Below are 20846 nucleotides of genomic sequence, written 5' to 3' on the forward strand. Positions count from 1 at the left end.
CGAATTACGTTGCGGTGTTTCTGTACTGGACGGTATAGTCCACCGCTTATGCAAACCCCCTCTGCCAACCCCGCGCCAACCGATGCGCGTGACCAGCGCGTGCTCGAAGCGGTGCGTGAGCTATTGGCCAAACAAGGCATACGCCTGAGTATGGATTCAATAGCGGTAGCGGCAGGTTGCTCCAAACAGACGCTCTACAGCCGCTACGGCAGCAAGCGTGAGTTGTTGCGGCAAGCGATGCAGCTGCATGTGTCGACCGCGACCGCTGCGTTATCTGTATGTGAAGACAAACCATTGCACGAAACCGTGCTCGACTTTGCCGTCGGCTATCTAGAGCACCGCAACAAGCCCAACGTCCGCCGCACCGCGCAGTTGATCGGGGCCAGTGTCCATGAGTTCCGCGACGAAGCGCAGTTCATGTACCTCGGAAGCAACGAAGCGCTCCGCAACCATGTTGCTGAATGGATGCACACCGAAATGCAACGTGGTCGCCTCAAGCATGACGACCCGCAGTTCATGGCCGAGCTGTTGATCAGCATGATTGCCGGCCAGGATTTTGAAAGACAGCGCTTTCACACCCCTTACCGCGATGATCCACAACAGCGTCGCCGCTGGGCCGAATTTGCCACCGACGGTTTCCTACGCGCCTTTGCCTGCACGTACCAAGCCGCCGCAGCTCCAAATAAAAACAACACCCGGAGTTTCTCCTGATGACCGCCCCACTGCGCCTTCTCGCTCTCACCTGTGCAGCGACACTGAGCCTTGCCGCCTGTAAAAAACCGCAGGAGCAAGCCGCACCGCCTCCGCAGGAGGTCGGCGTAGTCGACGCCAAACCGCAGACCCTGCCGTTGCAGCGCGAGCTGGTTGGGCGCCTGTCGCCGTTCCGCTCCGCAGATGTCCGCGCCCGCGTGGCCGGCGTGCTGCAGAAGCGCGTCTATGAAGAAGGCAGCGCGGTCAAGGAAGGCCAGGTGCTGTTCCTGATCGACCCGGCACCGCTGCAGGCTTCGCTGGCTTCGGCCGAAGGCGCACTGGCTTCGGCCCGCGCTACTTACGCCAACGCCCGCGCCACTGCCAACCGCGCCCGCTCGCTGGCACCGCAGAGTTATGTGTCCAAGTCCGACCTGGACAGTGCCGAAGCTGCCGAACGCTCCTCTGCCGCCGCCGTGCAGCAGGCTGAAGCCGCGGTCACCACCGCCCGTATCAATCTTGGCTATGCCCGCGTCAGCGCGCCGATTGCTGGCCAGGCTGGCAAGCAGCAGGTCACCGAAGGCGCGCTGGTCGGCCAGGGTGATGTAACCCTGCTGACCACCGTCGACCAGATCGATCCGCTTTATGTGAACTTCTCGATGACCGCCGACGAGCTGAGCCTGCTGCGCGCAGCCCAGGACAAGGGCGCAGTGGCACTGGCCGGCGACGGCAAGACCACCGTGCAGGTCAACCTGCCTGACGGCAGTGCCTACGGGCACGAAGGCACCCTGGATTTCTCCTCGACCACGGTTGATCCTGCCACCGGCACGGTGTCGCTGCGCGCGCAGCTGCCCAACCCGGACCACATCCTGCTGCCGGGTTCGTTTGTCAGCTTCAAGGCCAACCTGGGCGAGCGCCACAATGCTTTCCTGGTTCCGCAGGCGGCTGTGCAACGCGATACCCAGGGCGGCTATGTGCTGATCGTCGGCAAGGACGGCAAGGTCGTGCGCAAGAACGTCGCCCTGGACAACCAGCAGGGCGGCAACTGGCTGGTTTCCTCCGGCCTGGCCGCTGGCGACCAGATCATTGTTTCGGGCGTGCAGAAGGTCAAGGAAGGCGCACCGGCCACGGCCAAACCGTGGCAGCCCGATGCCGCCAAGCCCGCCGCTGGCGCGCCTGCGGCAGCCCCGGCAAAGAAGGAATAACGGGACTCCGCCATGCCTAAATTTTTCATTGAGCATCCCGTCTTCGCCTGGGTGGTGGCGATCCTGATCTCGCTTGGCGGCGTGATCTCGATCCTCAACCTGGGTATCGAGTCCTACCCCAGCGTGGCGCCACCGCAGGTGACGGTCACCGCCAACTATCCGGGCGCCAGTGCGTCCACCGCGGAAAAATCGGTCACCCAGGTGATCGAGCAGCAGCTGACCGGCATCGACAACCTGATGTACTTCAGCTCGTCGTCGTCCTCCACCGGCCGCGTCACCATCACCCTGACCTTCGACAGCGGCACCGATGCCGATATCGCCCAGGTGCAGGTGCAGAACAAGGTGTCGCTGGCGACCCCGCGTCTGCCCTCTGAAGTGACGAAACAGGGCGTAGTGGTGGCCAAGGCCAACGCCGGCTTCCTGATGGCCATCGGCGTACGTTCGGATGACGGCACGGTCGACCGCGATGCGTTGAACGACATCGTTGGTGCGCGTGTGCTGGAACAGGTTTCGCGTGTTCCCGGCGTCGGCAGCACCCAGCAGTTCGGCTCCGAATACGCCATGCGCGTATGGCTGAACCCGGAAAAGCTGCAGGGTTATCACCTGTCGGCAACCGATGTGTACAACGCCATTGGCACCCAGAACCTGCAGTTCGCTGCCGGTTCGGTGGGTGGCGACCCGGCGCCAAACGGCCAGGCTTTCACCGCCACCGTTGCCGCCGAAGGCCGTTACAGCTCGCCGGAAGAGTTCGAGAACACCATTCTGCGGGCCAACAATGATGGCAGCGTGGTCAAGCTCAAGGATGTCGCCACCGTTTCCTTCGGTGCGTCCAACTACGGCTTCGACACCAAGTACAACGGCAAGCCGGTGGCAGTGTTCGCCATCCAGCTGCTGCCGGGTGCGAACGCACTGGATGTGTCCGAGGCCGTGCGCGCAAAGATGGACGAGCTGGCACCGAGCTTCCCGCCCGGCGTGAGCTGGTTCACCCCGTACGACAGCACCACCTTCGTGACCATCTCGATCGAAGAAGTGGTCCACACCCTGGTCGAAGCCATCATCCTGGTGTTCCTGGTGATGCTGGTGTTCCTGCAGAACTTCCGCGCCACCATCATCCCCACCCTGGTCATCCCGGTCGCCCTGCTCGGCACCTTCATGGGCATGCTGGCCATTGGCTTCACCATCAACCAGCTGACCCTGTTCGCGATGGTGCTGGCGATCGGCATCGTGGTCGATGACGCCATCGTCGTCATCGAAAACGTCGAACGCATCATGACCGAGGAAAAACTCGATCCGAAGCCGGCCACGCAGAAAGCCATGGGCCAGATCACCGGCGCGGTGGTTGCCATTACCGTGGTGCTGGCAGCGGTGTTCATTCCGTCTGCGCTGCAGCCGGGCGCCTCGGGCGAGATCTACAAGCAGTTCGCGCTGACCATCGCCATGGCGATGGCCTTCTCCGCCCTGCTGGCACTGACCTTCACCCCGGCGCTGTGCGCGGCCTTCCTCAAGCCCACCCACAACGACAACCCGAACTGGGTCTACCGCACCTTCAACAAGTACTACGGCAAGCTGGAAAAGAGCTATGTCGGCACCGTCGGTGGCGTCATCAAGCACGCCCCGCGCTGGCTGATGGTGTTCGCCCTGCTGCTGGTACTGTGCGGCTTCCTGTTCACGCGTCTGCCGGGCAGCTTCCTGCCGGAAGAAGACCAGGGCTATGCGCTGGCCATCGTGCAGTTGCCGCCGGGTGCCACCAAGACTCGTACCAGCGCCGTGTTCGATCAGCTGCTGGGTACCTTGCAGGACGAGGAAGCCTTTGAAGGCCTGATGCAGATCACCGGCTTCAGCTTCATCGGTGCCGGCGAGAACGTGGGTATGGCCTTCGTCCGCCTCAAGGACTGGAGTGAGCGCAAGGAAACCGCGCCCGAGTTCATCCAGAAAATGAACAAGAAGGCCTATGGCATCAAGGATGCCCAGATCTTCTTCGTCAACCTGCCGACCGTGCAGGGTCTGGGTCAGTTCGGCGGCTTCGACATGTGGCTGCAGGACCGTACCGGCGCAGGCCAGGACGCATTGATGGATGCGCGCAACACCTTGCTGGGAGCAGCCAGCCAGGACAAATCGCTGGTTGGCGTACGCCCCAACACCCTGGAAAACGCGCCACAGCTGCAGCTGAAGGTTGACCGCGTGCAGGCCCAGGCCATGGGCGTGTCGGTCAATGACGTTTATACCGCCATCCAGATGATGCTGGCGCCGGTCTACGTCAACGACTTCTTCTATGGCGGCCGCATCAAGCGCGTCAACATGCAGGCCGACGCGGCATACCGCACCGGCCCGGAATCGCTGAACAGCTATTTCGTGCCGAGCTCACTGAGCAAGGATGCAACCGGCCAGCCGGCAATGATCCCGCTCAGCGCGGTGGTCAAGTCCGAGTGGATCTATGCCCCGCCGGCACTGAACCGCTACAACGGCTACTCGGCAGTCAACATCGTCGGTGCGCCGGCTCCAGGCGGCAGTTCCGGTCAGGCCATGAGCACCATGGAGCGACTGGTGCATGACGACCTGCCGGTAGGCTTCGGCTTCGACTGGTCGGGCATGTCCTATCAGGAAATCCTCGCCGGCAATGCCGCAACACTGTTGATGGTGTTGTCGATCGTGGTGGTGTTCCTGTGCCTGGCCGCACTGTATGAAAGCTGGTCGATCCCGGTCTCGGTGCTGCTGGTGGTGCCGATCGGCATCCTCGGCGCGGTGGTGTTCTCGCTGATGCGCGGCCTGCCGAACGATCTGTACTTCAAGATCGGCATGGTGACGGTGATTGGTCTGGCGGCGAAAAACGCGATTCTTATCGTCGAGTTCGCGGTGGAACAGCGTGCCGCCGGCAAGACCCTGCGTGAAGCGACCATCGAAGCGGCGCATCTGCGTTTCCGCCCGATCCTGATGACCTCGTTCGCCTTCATCCTGGGCGTGCTGCCGATGGCCATCTCCACCGGTGCCGGCGCCAATGCCCGTCACTCGCTGGGTACCGGCGTCATCGGCGGTATGTTGTTCGCCACAGTGATCGGTGTGTTGCTGATCCCGCTGTTCTTCGTAAGCGTGCGGCGCATGCTCGGTGACAAGCTGGACGAACAGTCCAAGGAGTTCATCGAACAGCACAAGGTGCACGCGGAACAGAAGGACCGCTGACCAAAAAGCCCCGGCACTGCCGGGGCTTTTTTTTGGGGCTTTCCTGTAGTGCCGAGCCATGCTCGGCAGAGGCTTTCCCGGTAACGCCCCAGCCGAGCATGGCTCGGCACTACCGTCAACACATCCCCAAAGCCACAAACAACAAACCCCGGCATTGCCGGGGTTTGTTGTTGTCGCTTGTGGGAGCGGCATAAGCCGCGAAGCTCGCACCCCATCAGATTGCCGGGGTGGTTCACCACCGAATGCTGTCGGCTTCGCGGCATACGCCGCTCCTACACGCGCTGCCTTGCGGGGAAAGCCAATGCCGAGCATGGCTCGGCACTACAGGTTCAGCGCACGCCGGTTTCGTTGCGGGCGATGACCAGACGCTGGATTTCCGAGGTACCTTCGTAGATCTCGGTGATCTTGGCATCACGGAAATATCGCTCCAACGGCATCTCCTTGGAATAACCCATGCCGCCGTGGATCTGCACAGCCTGGTGGGCGATCCACATCGCTGCCTCGGACGCGGTGAGCTTGGCTACCGCCGCCTCGGTGGAGAAGCGCTTGCCCTGTGCTTTGGTCCAGGCCGCGCGCAGGGTCAGCAACATCGCCGCATCCAGCTTGCACTTCATGTCGGCGATCTTGGCCTGGATCATCTGGAAACTGCCGATCGGCGCACCAAACGACTTGCGGTCCTTTACGTACGCCAACGACGCCTCATAGGCGGCACGGGCGATACCCACCGCCTGCGAAGCAATGCCGATACGACCCGAATCCAGCAGGCTCATCGCGATCTTGAAACCCTGGCCTTCGACGCCGATCACATCCTCGGCCGCGGCAACATAGTCCTGGAACTCGATCTCGCAGGTTGCCGATGCGCGTACGCCCAGCTTGGGCTCGGTCTTGCCACGGCCGAAACCGGGCTTGCTGGTATCGATCATGAAAGCGGTGATGCCGCGCGAGCGCTGTTCCGGGTCGGTCATCGCGAACAACACGATGTAACGCGCCACCGGGCCGGAGGTGATCCAGCTTTTCTGGCCGTTGATCACGAACGAACCATCAGCCTGTTTGACCGCACGGCAGCGCATCGCGGTCGCGTCGGAACCGGACTGCGACTCGGTCAGCGCGAACGCGCCTATCTCGCTGCCTTCGGCAATCGCACGCACATAGGTCTGCTTCTGCGCTTCGGTGCCGTAACCCAGCACGGCGTTGCAGAACAGCGAATTATTGACCGACATGATGGTGGCATGTGCCGCGTCGGCAGCCGACACCTCGATGATGGCCAGCACGCTGGAAATCGGGTCCATGCCGGAGCCGCCGTACTCGACCGGCACCTCGATGCCCATCAAGCCGTTCTCACCCAGCAGACGGATGTTTTCCAGCGGGTACTCACCGGTGGCGTCGAAGTGCTCGGCGCTGGGGGCGATCTTTTCTTTGGCGATGCGACGCGCGACGTCCTGCAGCATCAGCTGCTCGTCGGAAAAACTGAAGTCCACTACACCCCTCCCAGGGTTTATCAAGTTGCGATTGTAACCATCACAACCCCATTCAGCCTATGCATCGCCTTGACCGAAACTGGCAACACAGGGAGAATATCTCTATATCGCGATAGGTAGATATTTATGGATCTGGAAGACTGGTCAACCCGTCTGAAAGTGTTCGCCGATGCGACGCGCGTGCGTCTGCTGACGTTGTTGGAACAGGAAGAATTGACCGTGGCCGAGCTGTCGGCCATCACCACGCTGGCGCAGCCGCGCGTGTCCACCCATCTGGCCAGGCTCAAGGAAGCCGGCCTGGTGCGTGATCGCCGTGCAGGCGTCTCGGCGTATTACCGCTTTGACGAGGCCGCACTGGACCCGGCACAGCGCGCATTGTGGCATGCCTTGAGCAGCGGCAGCGACGACCCGCTGCTGCGCCAGGACGCCGAACGCGTGCCGTCCGTGCTGGCCATGCGCGCCGCCGACCAGAACTGGGCCGACAGCGTCGCCGGCGACATGGAGCGTCATTACTCGCCGGGTCGTACCTGGGAAGCGATGGCCCGCAGCGCCCTGCCCCTGCTGGAAACCGGTGACGTGCTCGACATCGCCTCCGGCGACGGCGTGCTGGCCGAGCTGCTGGCCCCGCACGCACAGCGCTACGTCTGCATCGACACCAGTGCCCGCGTCGTTGCCGCCGCCAGCGAACGTCTGCGCAAGTTGCCCAATGTCGAAGTACTGGAAGGCGACATGCACAAGCTGCCGTTCGCCGATGGCAGCTTCGATCTGGTGGTGATGATGCACGCCCTCACCTACGCCGCCCAGCCAGCCAAGGCCGTTGCCGAATGTGCCCGCGTGCTGCGCCCGCAAGGCCGGCTGATGCTGTGCAGTCTGGCCCGCCACGAGCACAAGGCCGCAGTCGAGGCCTACGGCCACGTCAACCTTGGCTTCACCGGCAAGGAACTGCGCAAATTCGTCGAAAAGGCCGGCCTTGAAGTGTCCAGCCTGGAGACCGTCACCCGCGAAAAGCGTCCGCCGCATTTCGAAGTGATCTCGCTGATCGCGCATCGTCCCTGATACCCCTACCTGGTTGATTGCCCCATGCACGCCCTGCCCTGGCTCCATCCCGACCGCGTCGCCAAGCTGCTCAGTGCGCTTGAACAGCGCATCCTGATCATCGACGGCGCCATGGGCACGATGATCCAGCGCCATCGTCTTGAAGAAGATGATTATCGAGGTGCGCGTTTCGCTGGCGGCTTCGACAGCCAGCACGTGCATGGCGCAGGCTGCGAGCATGACCTGAAGGGCAACAACGACCTGCTGCTGCTGAGCAAGCCGGAAGTGATCGCCGGCATCCACACCGGCTATCTCGAAGCCGGTGCGGACCTGCTGGAGACCAATACCTTCAATGCCACCTCGGTCAGCCAGGCCGACTACCACCTTGAGCATCTGGTCTACGAGTTGAACAAGGCCGGCGCCCAGGTAGCACGTCGGTGCTGTGACGCGATCGAAGCCAGCACGCCGGACAAACCGCGCTTCGTCATCGGCGTGCTTGGCCCGACCAGTCGCACTGCCTCGATCAGCCCTGACGTCAACGACCCGGGCTTCCGCAACACCAGCTTCGACGAGCTGCGCGCCACTTACCGCGAGGCCATCGATGGTCTGATCGACGGTGGCGCTGACACGCTGATGGTGGAAACCATCTTCGACACGCTCAACGCCAAGGCGGCGTTGTTCGCCATCGAAGAGGTATTCGACGCACGTGGCGGGCGCCTGCCGATCATGATTTCCGGCACCATCACCGATGCCTCCGGCCGCACCTTGTCCGGGCAGACCGCTGAAGCTTTCTATGCCTCGGTCTCGCACAGCCAGCCGCTTTCAATCGGATTCAACTGCGCACTGGGCGCCACCGACATGCGTCCGCATGTGGAAACGCTGTCGCAGGTGTCCAGCGGCTATGTCAGCGCCCACCCCAACGCCGGCCTGCCCAATGCCTTTGGCGAGTACGACGAGACGCCCGAGGAAATGGCGACCACGCTGAAAGAGTTCGCCCAGTCCGGCCTGTTGAACCTGGTCGGCGGCTGCTGCGGCACCTCACCCGATCACATCCGCGCCATTGCCGAAGCCGTTGCCGGCTTGCCGCCTCGGGCGCTACCACTGGCTGCAGCCAAGGCTGCCTGAGGACTACACGATGAAGAAGATCCTGCTGATCGGTGCCAGTGGCACCTTGGGTTCGGCGGTTGCGCAACATCTGCAGCAACAGCATCAAGTCATCACCGCATCGCGTTCGGACCCGCTGCACAGCGTTGATCTGGGCAGCGATGACAGCGTGACCGCGCTGCTGCAGGCAATCGGTCCACTCGACGCTATCGTCGCCACCACCGGCAGCGTCCACTTCGGGCCTCTGACGGAAATGAGCCCGGCGCAGTTCACGCAGGGACTGCACGACAAACTGCTTGGTCAGGTCCGCCTGGCCTTGCTGGGCCAGCACCATCTGCGCGATGGCGGCAGCATCACCTTGACCACCGGCATCCTCACCGAGCAACCGATCGCCCAGGGCGCCAGTGCCACCAGCGTCAATGCCGCCATTGAGGGCTTCGTTCGCGCCGCCGCACTCGAGCTGCCGCGCAGCCTGCGCATCAACGCGGTAAGCCCAAGCGTGCTGAGCGAAGCGCTGGATGCCTATGGCGGTTTCTTCCCCGGCTTTGAACCGGTCACCGCCGCCCGCGCCGCACTGGCCTACCAGCGCAGCATCGATGGCATCGCCAACGGACAGGTTTTCAAGGTCTGGTAATGAGCAACGACACCGCAAGCCACTACACCCGCCTGTCCGGCCTTGAACCGCTGGTCATCACTCCTGACCTGCTGTTCATCAACGTCGGCGAGCGTACCAATGTCACCGGCAGCGCCCAGTTCCGTAAACTGGTCAAGGAAGAACGCTACGAGGAAGCCGTTGACGTCGCCCGCCAGCAGGTCGCCAGCGGCGCACAGATCCTCGACGTCAACATGGACGAGGGCCTGATCGATTCCGAGAAAGCGATGGCGCGCTTCCTCAACCTGATCATGTCCGAGCCGGATATCGCCCGCATTCCGGTGATGGTCGATTCGTCCAAGTGGAGCGTGATCGAAGCGGGCCTCAAGTGCCTGCAGGGCAAGAGCGTGGTCAACTCGATCTCGCTCAAGGAAGGCGAAGAACTGTTCATCGAACACGCACGTCTGGTACGCCGCTATGGCGCCGCTGCGGTGGTGATGGCGTTCGATGAAGTGGGCCAGGCCGATACCTGCGAGCGCAAGGTGGAGATCTGCACTCGCGCATACCGCATCCTGACCGAGCAGGTCGGCTTCCCGCCGGAAGACATCATCTTCGACCCTAACATCTTTGCCGTCGCCACCGGCATCGAGGAACACGACAACTATGCGGTGGACTTCATCGAAGCCACCCGCATCATCAAACGCACGCTGCCACATTGCCATGTGTCCGGCGGCGTCTCGAACGTGTCGTTCTCGTTCCGTGGCAATGAAACGGTGCGGCAGGCGATCCACTCGGTGTTCCTGTATCACGCGATCAAGGCTGGCATGGACATGGGCATCGTCAATGCCGGTGCGATGCCGATCTACGACCAGCTCGACCCGGAACTGCGCGAGCGCGTGGAGGACGTGATCCTCAACCGCCGCCGCGACGGTACCGAGCGCCTGCTGGAAATCGCCGAACGCTACAAGGGCAAGAAAGGCGAGAAGAAGGTCGAAGACCTGGCCTGGCGTGAGCGTCCGGTACGCGACCGTCTTGCTCACGCACTGGTGCAAGGCCTGGATGCCTGGGTTGAGGAAGACACCGAGGAAGCCCGCCAGCAGTCCAGCCGTCCGCTGGATGTGATCGAAGGCGCGCTGATGGATGGCATGAACGTGGTCGGCGACCTGTTTGGCGCCGGCAAGATGTTCCTGCCGCAGGTGGTGAAATCCGCACGTGTGATGAAGAAGGCCGTGGCCTATCTGCTGCCCTTCATCGAAGAAGAGAAGGCGCGCACCGGCGAAGTCGGCAAGTCCAACGGCAAGATCATCATGGCCACGGTCAAGGGTGACGTGCACGACATCGGCAAGAACATCGTCGGCGTGGTACTTGCCTGCAACAACTTCGAGGTAGTCGACCTTGGCGTGATGGTGCCGGCGCAGAAAATTCTGGATGCTGCCCGCGCCGAGAATGCCGACATCATTGGTCTGTCCGGCCTGATCACGCCATCACTGGAAGAAATGAGCCACGTCGCCAAGGAAATGCAGCGCCAGGGCTTCGAGATGCCGTTGATGATCGGCGGTGCCACTACCTCACGTGCGCACACCGCGTTGAAGATCGACCCGTTCTACAGCGCACCGACGGTGTGGGTGAAGGACGCCTCGCGCGCCGTCGGCGTGGCCCAGTCGCTGATCTCGCGCGAACTGCGCGCCAGCTTCGTCGCCGCCAACGATGCCGACTATGCCGACATCCGCCAGCGCCATCGCAACCGCGGTGATGCCAAGCGCCTGGTCTCGCTGGAGCATGCGCGCGGCCAACGCTTTACCTGCGACTGGAGCCAGTACACCCCGCCAACGCCGAACCAGCCGGGCGTGCATGTGTTCGACAACTATCCGCTGGAAGATCTGCTGCCAGTGATCGACTGGACGCCCTTCTTCCAGGCCTGGGAACTGGCTGGAAAGTACCCGGCGATTCTGACCGACGAGATCGTGGGTCCGCAGGCCAGTGATCTGTTCGCCGATGCGCAGGCGATGTTGAAGCGGATTGTTGATGAGAAGTGGTTGACGGCCAGGGCTGTGTTTGGGATCTGGCCGGCGAATAGTGATGGCGACGACGTCGTGCTTTCCCTTCTCCCGCTTGCGGGAGAAGGTGCCCGAAGGGCGGATGAGGGCAAGCTTCTCGCTCCATCGCTTGTGCCAACTACCCTCACCCCAACCCCCGCTCCGCGCCCCGGCCCTTGCGCTGACGCAAGTGCGTTCGAGCAGCAACGAACCAATGGTTCGCAGCCTGCTGCTCTCACCCCGCAAGCGGGAGAGGGGCTTGAGCGGCAGACCCTCCACTTCCTGCGCCAACAAGTCGACAAACCCGCCGAGCGCCCAGACTTCTGCCTGGCCGACTTCATCGCGCCGGCAGACAGCGGCAAGCAGGACTGGATCGGTGCATTCGCAGTCACCGCCGGCATCGGCATCGATGAACACGTTGCTCGCTTCGAGGCGGACCACGACGACTACAACGCGATTCTGCTCAAGGCCTTGGCCGATCGCTTGGCCGAAGCCATGGCCGAGCGCCTGCACCAGCGCGTACGCACCGAGTTCTGGGGCTACGCCAAGGACGAGCAGCTCGACAATGAGGCGCTGATCGCCGAGAAGTACAGCGGCATCCGCCCCGCCCCGGGTTACCCGGCCTGTCCCGAGCACAGCGAGAAGCAGACCATCTTCCAGTTGCTGGACGCCGAAGGCATCGGCATGTCGCTGACCGAAAGCTTCGCCATGCTGCCAACCGCTGCGGTGTCCGGCTATTACTTCAGCCACCCGCAAAGCCAGTACTTCGTGGTTGGCCGGGTATCGCGCGAGCAGGTCACCGACTACGCCAAGCGCAAGGGCGTGGAGCGGGCGCAGGTAGAACGCTGGCTGGCCTCCAACCTCGACTACGATCCGGAATAACCTGCAACTGCAGGCGGCGACAACAGCGCCGCCTGCACCTATCCTGCCCGCAGTCCTCCAAGCCCAGATCCCATGCAAAGCCGCAATGCAGAGCTGATCCGCAAGCACGCCGCACCCGGTCGCATCGGCCTGTGTGGCACCGATGACTGGGTCGGCAAGGCGATCCGCAAGGCACAGGCGCCGCTGACCCAGGACGGCCACCGCAGCCTTTGGTCGCACGCGTTTCTGTTCAGCGAGCAACGACTGGACGGCCACTGGTGGGTATTGGAATCGGATCTGGACCTGCGCAATCGCCAGCTGCGGCTGGGTGCACAGGAGAACCGCGCCGATCGCTACTTCGACGACGAAGCCTTCCCGAACCTGGCCATCCTCGACTTCGGCCTGGATGCCGCTCAGACCCACAAAGTACAGATCGCGGCTTTGGATCTGCTCTCAGGGCTGTCCAGTTATTCGCTGAGCGAACTGGTCGGCACCTTGTTTGCAATGCATAGCACCCGTCTGCGCCGACGCAGCAACCTGCTGTCCAAGGAGGGCGCGCTGTATTGCTCGGCGATGGTGCAGCACTGCTACGCGGCTGCCGGTATCGATCTACTGCCCGGTGTACACGGCAAGAACGTCGCACCGCAGGACATCTACGATGCCCAACTGCCACACACCACCCATTCGTTGATCCGCGACCTGGGCATTTCCAGCCTGCGTCGCTTCACCCATGGCGCCAAAGAGCTGCTGGATACGCCGGTCGAAGACCTGTTCTAGCAAAGTTCGCAATCGACAGCTGCCCTGCTGTCGCAGACCTCAGCCCATTTCCTGCTCAAGCATCCGGATCAACAACGCTGCCAAGGCCTTGGCTTCCGGGTCCGCTGACGGGCGGTGCAGGACGGCCAGCTCGACACTGTCTATCCGTGGCAAGCCCGTTTCCAACCCCAGCACCACATGCCCGGCTGTCATCGCCCGTGCCGGCAACAAGCTGATGCCCAAACCGTCGGCAACCGCTGATTGGATGCCACCAAGACTGGAGCTGGTGAAGCTGATGCGCCAGCGCCGGCCCAGGCTTTCAATCGCGTCGATCATGTCTTCGCGGTACATGCCACGCGGCGGAAACGCCACCAGCTGCACCGGATCCGTCCCGAACGAGGGACTGCTGGCACTGTCCACCCAGCACATCGGCTCCGGCCAGCATGCCACGCCCTCGCGACTGCCACGACGTTGCTTGACCAGGATCAGGTCCAGCTCGCCACGGTCGTAGCCCTCGGCCAAGGCACGGCTCAAGCCGCTGCTGACTTCCAGCTTCACCCGCGGATAGGCTCTGGTGAACTCAGCCAGTACCGGCGTGGTACGCCCTGCAGCGAAATCTTCCGGCACACCCAGCCTTATCACCACGGCCGCACCATCGCCCGACAAGGCTTCTGCCAGCTGCTCGTTGAGCGACAACATACGCCGGGCGTAGCCCAACACGGTCTCACCGATGTCCGTCGGTCGCACATCGCGCACCCCGCGATCCAGCAGGCGGTGCCCGGCAAGGTCCTCCAGCCGCCGTACTTTCTGGCTGATGGTGGACTGGGTGGAATGCAGACGCGCGGCCGCAGCAGTGAAACTGCCGCAATCGGCCACCATCACCAACGCCCGCAGCAGATCCAGGTCGAAGTAGGCCCTATTTGTTTTTGAACTGGACTCGACCACGACATTTAATTTCACGATGGATCGCTGCACTTGTAGCATCGCCTGCAGGTTTGGGCAAACGCCCGACCACGCCGCAAATGCACAGAAACCCGGACAGAGGCAGGCAATGACCGTAGAGAACTGGATCACCGTACCGGTATTGGCCGCGGCGCTACTGACATCAAGCTGCGTCGGCGCGAGCCCGGCCATCGCGGAGCAGTTGCAAGGCGCGGCCGAAGCCGGCGACAGCCAGCGCATCGCGGTATTGCTCAGCCAAGGCAGCAGCATCGACAGCCGCGATGCGAGTGGACGCACCCCCTTGCTGATCGCCATCCGTGCGCGGCAGATGGAAGCTGCGCGCGTATTGATCGCCGCAGGAGCCGATGTCAACGCAAAAGATCAGCTCCAGGACAGCCCCTATCTCTACGCCGGTGCCAGCGGGCAGACCGAAATCCTGCGCATGACCATCGCACACGGTGCCGACCTGCGCAGCACCAACCGCTATGGCGGCACCGCCTTGATACCGGCAGCCGAACGCGGCCATGTCAGCACGGTGCAGCTGCTGATCGAGGCCGGTGTTGACGTCGACCACATCAACAACCTGGGTTGGACCGCCTTGCTGGAGACCGTCATCCTTGGTGACGGCAGCCAACGCTACGCCCAGATCACCCAACGACTCATTGCCGCCGGCGCCGACGTCAACCTTGCCGATGCGCAGGGCGTCACGCCTCTGGCACATGCGCAGCAACGTCGGCAAACCGCTGTTGAGCACCTGCTACGCGCAGCAGGTGCTCGTTGAAGCACTCCACGCAACCGAACTGCCCGGCAATCGCCTACCACTGGAACCACCGATGAAGACCACGCTCGGCCTGCTGCTGACCACACTCGCAGCAACCATCTCGCCCGCAATCGCCGCCCAATCCCAGGCGGACGTAGTGATCCGCCATGCAACCGTGATCGATGTCGAACATGGCCGCGCGATCCCAGACCAGAGCGTCGCCATCCGCGATGGCAGCATCGTCGCGGTCGGTGACGATGCGCGCGTGGGCACGCAGTGGCGCGCGACCACCGCCATCGATGGCCGCGGCCGCTATCTGATTCCCGGGCTGTGGGACATGCACGTTCACTTTGGCGGCGGCCCGGCACTGATCGAAGAGAACAAGGCCCTGCTGCCGCTGTACGTCGCACATGGCATCACCACCGTGCGTGATGCGTCGGGTGATCTGGCCGAGCAGGTCTTGTCGTGGCGCGGGCAGATCGCAAGTGGTCAGTTGTTCGGGCCGCAGCTGTTTACCTCCGGCGCCAAGATCGAAGGCCTGGCGCCGGTCTGGAAGGGTACGATTGAAGCAGGCGACAAAGCCGGCGTTGATGCGGCACTGGACCGCGAGCAGCGCGACAAGGTCGACTTCGTCAAGATCACCGACAGCACGCTGAAGCCGGAGCTGTTCCTCTACGCCGTCAGCCAGGCCAAGGCGCGCGGCATGCGCAGTTCCGGTCATGTACCGATGGCCTTGACCGTGGGCCAGGCCATCGAGGCCGGCATGAGTTCGATCGAACATCTGGACTATGCCTTCAAGGCTGGGGTCAAGGATGAGGCTGCAATCGCTGCTGATTTCGCCGCCGGCAACATCGATCGCGCAGAGGCCAACCGTAGACTGCATGCCGGATTCGACCGCGTCACCGCGATGGCGGCGTACCGCCGTTTTGCCGAACTCGGCGTCGCCGTGACTCCTACACTGGATGGCGGCCGCATCATCGACTTCCTCGATGTCGAACCGCGCGACAACGATCCCTATCTGGCCTACATCGGCCCGGGCTTGCGTGACACCTATGCCTGGCGCGTCGAACGTGCGGCCAAGGCAACGCCCGCACAGATCGAAGCCCGCCACGCCCACTACGCCCAAGTGGCAGCGGTACTGCCGATGCTGCAGGAAGCCGGCGTGCGCATCATGGCCGGCACCGATGCGGGCTTCCTGAACTCCTACAACTTCCCCGGCATTGGCCTGCACAACGAGTTGGCACTGTATGTCCGCGAAGGGCTGACGCCGGCTCAGGTACTACAGTCGGCCACCCGTGCCGGCCCCGCCTGGTTCGGCAAGCTGGACCGCTACGGCGCGGTCGCCGAAGGCAAGGCTGCCGACCTCGTGTTGCTGGACCGCAACCCGCTGCAGGACATCGCAGCCACCCGCGCGATCAATACCGTGGTGATGCGCGGCAAGGTCTATGACCGTGCCGCACTGGACGCCATGCTGGCCGAGACGAAGGCGCAGGTCGCCGAGTGGAACGCGCAGGCAAAGCCCTGATATCTGCATTTCCGGCCCCGCCCATGTAGGGCGCCGGCAGGACCATAGCCCGAGCCAGCGCAGCCCGGGCTACATGGACGACACGCAAACCTGCAATTTGTGGGAGCGGCGTAAGCCGCGAAGCAGGAACACCATCAGATCGCAAAGGCATCTGGAACTTCAGTAACGCCAGCTTCGCGGCTCACGCCGCTCCCACACTCAGAGGCCGCCCCTGCCGGGCAACACGCACACCCGCTGCTTGTGGGAGCCACGTAAGCCGCGAAGCGGGAACATCATCAGATCGCATAGGCATCTGGAACTTCAGAAACGCCAGCTTCGCGGCTGACGCTGCTCCCACAATCGGTTGTCAGCTGGCTCACGCTGCTTGGCGAAAGCTGACAACATTGCACCAGCAGACGTTCGGTTCACCCGAAACAACGGGAATCAGCCGGATCGCCACTCTGCGAACTGCCATCCAAAGCCAGCAAAAGGCACAATAGCGGCAGCGATGCTTGCCACCGCCCCCTTTGCCTGCCCAGCGCCCCCAGCGCCCTCCCATGACGTCCGTTGCCTTGCCATCACAAGCCGTGCCGACCGCACGCTTGTCGAGCTTCTACTTCTTCTACTACGCCGCGCTTGGCGCGTTTACGCCGTACTGGAGCCTGTACCTGCAGTCGCGCGGCATGACCGTCACCGCCATCAGCGTGATGATGAGCCTGTGGTACGCCACGCGGGTGATCGCGCCCAGCACCTGGACCTCGCTGGCAGCCGTCTCGCCGCACCCGATCCGTTGGCTGCGCGTGGGCTGTGTACTGACCATCGCCTGCTTCGCCGGCTTCCTGGTGCCCGCACCGCCGTGGACGCTGTACGCGGTAATGATCGCGTTCTGCTTCTTTTACAACGCGGTCATGCCGCAGTTCGAATCGATCACCCTCACCCATCTGGGCGCGGACAGCCATCGCTACGGCATGATCCGGGTCTGGGGCTCGGTGGGCTTCATCATCGTCGTTACCCTGTTCGGCTGGCTGATTGAAAAGCACGGCGCCGGCAAGCTGCCATGGCTCATGCTGCCGTTGTTCGTACTGATGACAGGCTCAGCCTTCCTCAATCGCTACGCTCGCAATATCGGCTCGCGCAGCCAACACGACGCAGGCTTCTGGAGCATCGTGCGACAGAAACCAGTCATGGCCTTCTTCATCGCCGCCTTCCTCGAACAGCTGTCGTTCGGCCCGTACTACACGTTCTTCTCGCTTTACATGGACCAGCACGGCTACAGCACCTCCTTGCTTGGCCTGATGTGGACCGTCGGGGTAGTATTCGAAGTCGCCGTGTTTTTCCTGATTGCCCGCTTTTTCCGCCGCTGGGATGCCAGCTGGCTGCTGATCATTTCGATGGCCAGCGCCGTGCTGCGCTGGTGGACGACCGCGCTGTGGCCAGAGAACCTGCCGGTGATGTTGGTCGCCCAGACCACCCATTGCCTGGGCTTCGCCGCGTTCTTCGCCTCCGCCATGCAGTTGCTGGCACGCTACTTCCCGGGCAACCTCAATGGCCACGGACAGGGGCTGTTCTATGGCTTTTCGTCCGGCCTGGGCGGCGTGCTCGGCGCGCTCATCGCCGGCCAGCTGTGGCAGTTCGGCGATGGCAAGGTCGCCTTCATCGTCGGCGGCTGCTTCGCCCTGCTCGGCACCCTGATCGCCTGGTATTGGCTGCCGCCGTCGCGGCAGGCGCGCAGCGGCGGCTCAATCTAATACTGCTGTTGCCGCAGGAAAACCGCACCGCCATTCAACTATCCGCAGGCTGTTGCGCGGACAGCTGCGATCAATCCGGACAACGGCTTGGTCTATGCCGTCAGCATATCTGCCACGGGGGCCATCACATTTGCCTCATACGAATGGCCACAAACCAGCGCCTCAGCGGTCCAGCGAAGCTTGATGCTGACGGAACGATGGCAGCAGTGCGCGATTGCCGTGACCACTCAGATGATCACCATCAAAGAACAGCGGTTTACCGTCGTCATCAGGCAGACACACCTGCCCAGGACACAGCACAGGCAGCGGGTCCCAGACGCTTGCACCCGGCAGCGCCTGCGCTACCTGTTGCAAGCTGGACAAGGCAGGTGCACGCAGCGCTTCCGTTCGTTCGCGTGCAACTGACATCCCGTTCACGCAGATCGGATTGCCACGGTTGAACGCGTCCGAACAACGGAACGGGGGCGCCCCCAGCACCGGTTTCGGCGCTTCCAGCACGATACGCACACCGCGATCGGCCAAGGGTTTCAGCTCGGCGATTGCCGCCTGCACGTCGTCAGCTCGCTGCGCAACAGATGCCTCACTCTGCACCGCTGCAAACGCCTGCTGCTGATCAAACAAACCGTACTGCTCAACCAGTCGTGGCACCCGCAGACCGGGCAGGAACAAGACGTCACCGGCACGCGCCTGCGCAGCAACATCAGCGAGCGTGTTGTGCACGTAGGCATTGCAGCCCGGATCGGCTTGTTGCCTGCCCTGCAATCCGACCAGCGCGCAGCCGGCATTGGCGTACAGGCGGGCCTGTCCACCGTCGAGCAGAACCACGCGGCGGAGCATTTCCCCATAAGCCAGTGCATGTGAGTCGCCAGCCACGAACAGGCGCCGCTCGCCTACCGGCCCCGCAGCGCACTTGCCACGCTCGAACTGCTGCACCTGACCACCCGCGACCGGCAGGCGCGACACCACCAGCTCGCAATCAGGGAATTCCTTTTTCAAGCCCTTGGCATACGGATACCAGTCCAACGGATGGCGACTGACCGTACTCAAGGAGATGTGCTTGGCAGCGCGCTCCAGTTGTTTCTGCACGCCGATACCCAGCAGCAACGCCATCACGCCGCCGGCCACCCAGCGCAGATCCGAACCACGCCAGCGCCTGCCAAAGCGCAGCGGTTGCTCGACCCAGCGCCATGACAGCCACGCCAACACCGCCGTGCAAGCCAATGCCAGTGCCCCGGTAACCAGCGAGTCCAGACCAAGCGTCCAGCGGAACAGCACGAATACCGGCCAATGCCATAGATACAGCGAGTACGACATCCGCCCTATCACCAGCATCGGCCGCGCCGACAGGCCGCTGCCAATCCAGCCGGCCGCGGGACGGTGCAACAGCCCCAACAAACCCAACGTGCCAAGCACCGGCCACAGGCCATCGATCCATGGTGAGTGGCCGGGACGCGCTGCCCACAACCCGTAGGCCAGCAAGCTGGCGCTGCCCAACTGCAACAGCATCGACCAAAGTCCTGTTGGACGCGCTTCACTGTTCGCATCCCCACGCATATCCAGCAGCTGGAACAGCAGCACGCCTGCGCCCAACTGCCAGAACCGCGTTGTGGTCTGATAGAAGGAGGCGATCTCCTGCCCGCCCTGCAGCGCGCGACTTATCGCAAACAGCAGCGACCCCGCCGTGGCCAAGCCAAACAGCAGCATCGACAAGCCCCTGCCCCGCCCGCCTTTGGACCAGGCCATGAACAACAACGGGAACAGCAGATAGAACTGCTCCTCCACGCCCAGCGACCAGGTATGCGTGTAAGGGTTGAACTCACTGCGTGGCGAGAAATAGTCATTGCCAGTTCCCGCCAACACCCAGTTGCTCAGCCCGACAAAGGCCATGCGTCCGGTCTTTCCACTGGTTTCGCTGAGCCAGGATTCGGGAATGAACAAGGTGCTCAGTAGCCCAGTAGCCAGCAGACACACCAGCAGCGCCGGCATGATCCGGCGGATGCGTCGCGCATAGAAGGCCAGCATCCCCTTCCAGCCGACGAACCCGGATGACCGCGCCACCGAAGCGCTGACCACGTAGCCTGAGATGACGAAGAAGACATCCACGCCGGTAAACCCGCCCGGCAACCAGCTCGGATTGAGGTGGTAGAAGATGACCGCGAGCACGGCAATGGCGCGCAGGCCGTCAACGTGGGGGAGATAGCCTTCCTGCTTCAACTGTCCCTGCATTGTTTTCCCCATTAAAAAAACGGGCGCCAGCGGCGCCCGTTATCTGCATCATAGCCAATCGTTTACCAGACCAGATCGTCCGGCACCTGGTACTGCGGGTCCGCGTACGGATCAGCATCAGCCGGAGCATTCGGGTCAACCTTCAGCGCCACGGCCTGGGCAAATATCGCCTCGGCCTGCGCCAGCACCTCGGCAGTCACCAACAGGTAGCGACCGTTCTGCTGTAGCACGCCGAGCTCGCCGGCGTTGAGCGCCTTGAGCTGTTCGGCATTGACGTAAACGCGCTTGATCTTGCCGCCGTACGGGAAGTGACGGGCGATGTCGGCATTCGGATCATTCAGACCCTTGTCCTTGATCAGCTCGTCGAGCTTGGCGCGCGCTTCGCGACGCAGGCGTGCCTCTTCCTGCTTGGCCTGTTCGGCCTGGATGCGCTCGTCCTTTTCCTTCTGCGCACGGATCGCATAGGCCTTGGCCAGGTCGATGTCTTCCTGTGAGCGTGGCTTGCGCGGACCCTGCTGCGGCCTGCCCTGCCCGGGCTTGCCCGGATTGGACGGTTTGCCGTGCTGCGCCGGCTTGCCTGCATGAGCAGGCTTGTTGCCCGCCTGCTGCGGTCGGCCTTGGCCAGGCTTGCCCTGCGGGCGGCCATCACGGCGCGCTTCCGGCTTGCGCTCCGGCTTGGGAGCAGGTTTGAAGCCCAGCCCTAGCAGCTGGTCACGAATATTGTCACTCATAGGA

General features: G+C 63.0%; 14 protein-coding genes and 1 pseudogene. 11 read left to right on the plus strand and 4 right to left on the minus strand.

Annotation, left to right across the window (positions count from 1 at the left end; translation table 11 throughout):
* Nucleotides 1-48 precede the first annotated feature (48 nt).
* The 3 genes and pseudogenes from ACVOLR_RS10550 (at nucleotide 49) to ACVOLR_RS10560 (ending at nucleotide 5069) form a co-directional block, all read left to right on the plus strand.
* Complete coding sequence (locus ACVOLR_RS10550; RefSeq protein ID WP_481536369.1) at nucleotides 49-711, plus strand: TetR/AcrR family transcriptional regulator; 663 nt, start codon at nucleotides 49-51, stop codon at nucleotides 709-711.
* Nucleotides 711-1880 (plus strand): annotated as a pseudogene (locus ACVOLR_RS10555) (efflux RND transporter periplasmic adaptor subunit); the annotation flags it as partial. The gene ACVOLR_RS10550 and the pseudogene ACVOLR_RS10555, both read left to right, overlap by 1 nt.
* A gap of 24 nt (nucleotides 1881-1904) precedes the next feature.
* Nucleotides 1905-5069: a multidrug efflux RND transporter permease subunit gene (locus tag ACVOLR_RS10560; protein ID WP_481536370.1), complete on the plus strand. Its 3165-nt coding sequence runs from the start codon at nucleotides 1905-1907 to the stop codon at nucleotides 5067-5069.
* A 329-nt stretch (nucleotides 5070-5398) separates the two neighbouring features.
* On the opposite strand, the gene ACVOLR_RS10565 is transcribed toward ACVOLR_RS10560, so the two are convergent.
* The gene (locus ACVOLR_RS10565; RefSeq protein WP_481536371.1) at nucleotides 5399-6547 is read right to left on the minus strand and encodes an acyl-CoA dehydrogenase family protein; all 1149 of its coding nucleotides are present in this window, start codon (nucleotides 6545-6547) and stop codon (nucleotides 5399-5401) included.
* A gap of 126 nt (nucleotides 6548-6673) precedes the next feature.
* Here ACVOLR_RS10565 and ACVOLR_RS10570 point away from each other — a divergent pair, with 126 nt between their 5' ends.
* The 5 genes from ACVOLR_RS10570 (at nucleotide 6674) to ACVOLR_RS10590 (ending at nucleotide 12952) form a co-directional block, all read left to right on the plus strand.
* Nucleotides 6674-7603: an ArsR/SmtB family transcription factor gene (locus ACVOLR_RS10570; protein ID WP_481516303.1), complete on the plus strand. Its 930-nt coding sequence runs from the start codon at nucleotides 6674-6676 to the stop codon at nucleotides 7601-7603.
* 24 nt (nucleotides 7604-7627) lie between these two features.
* Nucleotides 7628-8707 (plus strand): homocysteine S-methyltransferase family protein, encoded by a 1080-nt coding sequence (locus tag ACVOLR_RS10575; RefSeq protein WP_481536372.1) that lies wholly within the window; start codon nucleotides 7628-7630, stop codon nucleotides 8705-8707.
* A gap of 10 nt (nucleotides 8708-8717) precedes the next feature.
* Entirely contained in the window at nucleotides 8718-9320 is a 603-nt protein-coding gene (locus ACVOLR_RS10580; RefSeq protein WP_481536373.1) for a short chain dehydrogenase, read from the plus strand.
* Nucleotides 9320-12196 carry a methionine synthase gene (metH, locus tag ACVOLR_RS10585; protein ID WP_481536374.1) on the plus strand — a complete coding sequence of 959 codons (2877 nt, stop codon included), beginning with the start codon at nucleotides 9320-9322 and terminating at the stop codon, nucleotides 12194-12196. The genes ACVOLR_RS10580 and metH overlap by 1 nt, the downstream gene beginning before the upstream one ends.
* A gap of 72 nt (nucleotides 12197-12268) precedes the next feature.
* Nucleotides 12269-12952 carry a hypothetical protein gene (locus ACVOLR_RS10590; protein ID WP_481536375.1) on the plus strand — a complete coding sequence of 228 codons (684 nt, stop codon included), beginning with the start codon at nucleotides 12269-12271 and terminating at the stop codon, nucleotides 12950-12952.
* Between the two features lie 39 nt (nucleotides 12953-12991).
* On the opposite strand, the gene ACVOLR_RS10595 is transcribed toward ACVOLR_RS10590, so the two are convergent.
* The gene (locus ACVOLR_RS10595; RefSeq protein ID WP_481536376.1) at nucleotides 12992-13891 is read right to left on the minus strand and encodes a LysR substrate-binding domain-containing protein; all 900 of its coding nucleotides are present in this window, start codon (nucleotides 13889-13891) and stop codon (nucleotides 12992-12994) included.
* A gap of 91 nt (nucleotides 13892-13982) precedes the next feature.
* Between ACVOLR_RS10595 and ACVOLR_RS10600 the strand changes: the two genes are divergently transcribed.
* From ACVOLR_RS10600 to ACVOLR_RS10610, 3 genes are all read left to right on the plus strand, one after another.
* Nucleotides 13983-14654, plus strand: a complete 672-nt coding sequence (locus ACVOLR_RS10600) for an ankyrin repeat domain-containing protein (RefSeq protein ID WP_481536377.1) — start codon at nucleotides 13983-13985, stop codon at nucleotides 14652-14654.
* Between the two features lie 52 nt (nucleotides 14655-14706).
* On the plus strand, nucleotides 14707-16158 hold the full coding sequence (locus ACVOLR_RS10605) for an amidohydrolase family protein (RefSeq protein WP_481536389.1): 1452 nt from the start codon (nucleotides 14707-14709) through the stop codon (nucleotides 16156-16158).
* A gap of 536 nt (nucleotides 16159-16694) precedes the next feature.
* Nucleotides 16695-17885 (plus strand): MFS transporter, encoded by a 1191-nt coding sequence (locus tag ACVOLR_RS10610; protein ID WP_481536378.1) that lies wholly within the window; start codon nucleotides 16695-16697, stop codon nucleotides 17883-17885.
* Nucleotides 17886-18047: 162 nt separating this feature from the next.
* On the opposite strand, the gene ACVOLR_RS10615 is transcribed toward ACVOLR_RS10610, so the two are convergent.
* Nucleotides 18048-20111 (minus strand): acyltransferase family protein, encoded by a 2064-nt coding sequence (locus ACVOLR_RS10615; protein WP_481536379.1) that lies wholly within the window; start codon nucleotides 20109-20111, stop codon nucleotides 18048-18050.
* A 62-nt stretch (nucleotides 20112-20173) separates the two neighbouring features.
* Nucleotides 20174-20842 carry a DUF2058 domain-containing protein gene (locus ACVOLR_RS10620; protein ID WP_481536380.1) on the minus strand — a complete coding sequence of 223 codons (669 nt, stop codon included), beginning with the start codon at nucleotides 20840-20842 and terminating at the stop codon, nucleotides 20174-20176.
* Between the last annotated feature and the right edge of the window lie 4 nt (nucleotides 20843-20846).

The sequence above is a fragment of the Stenotrophomonas sp. STEN030 genome (assembly GCF_056759995.1).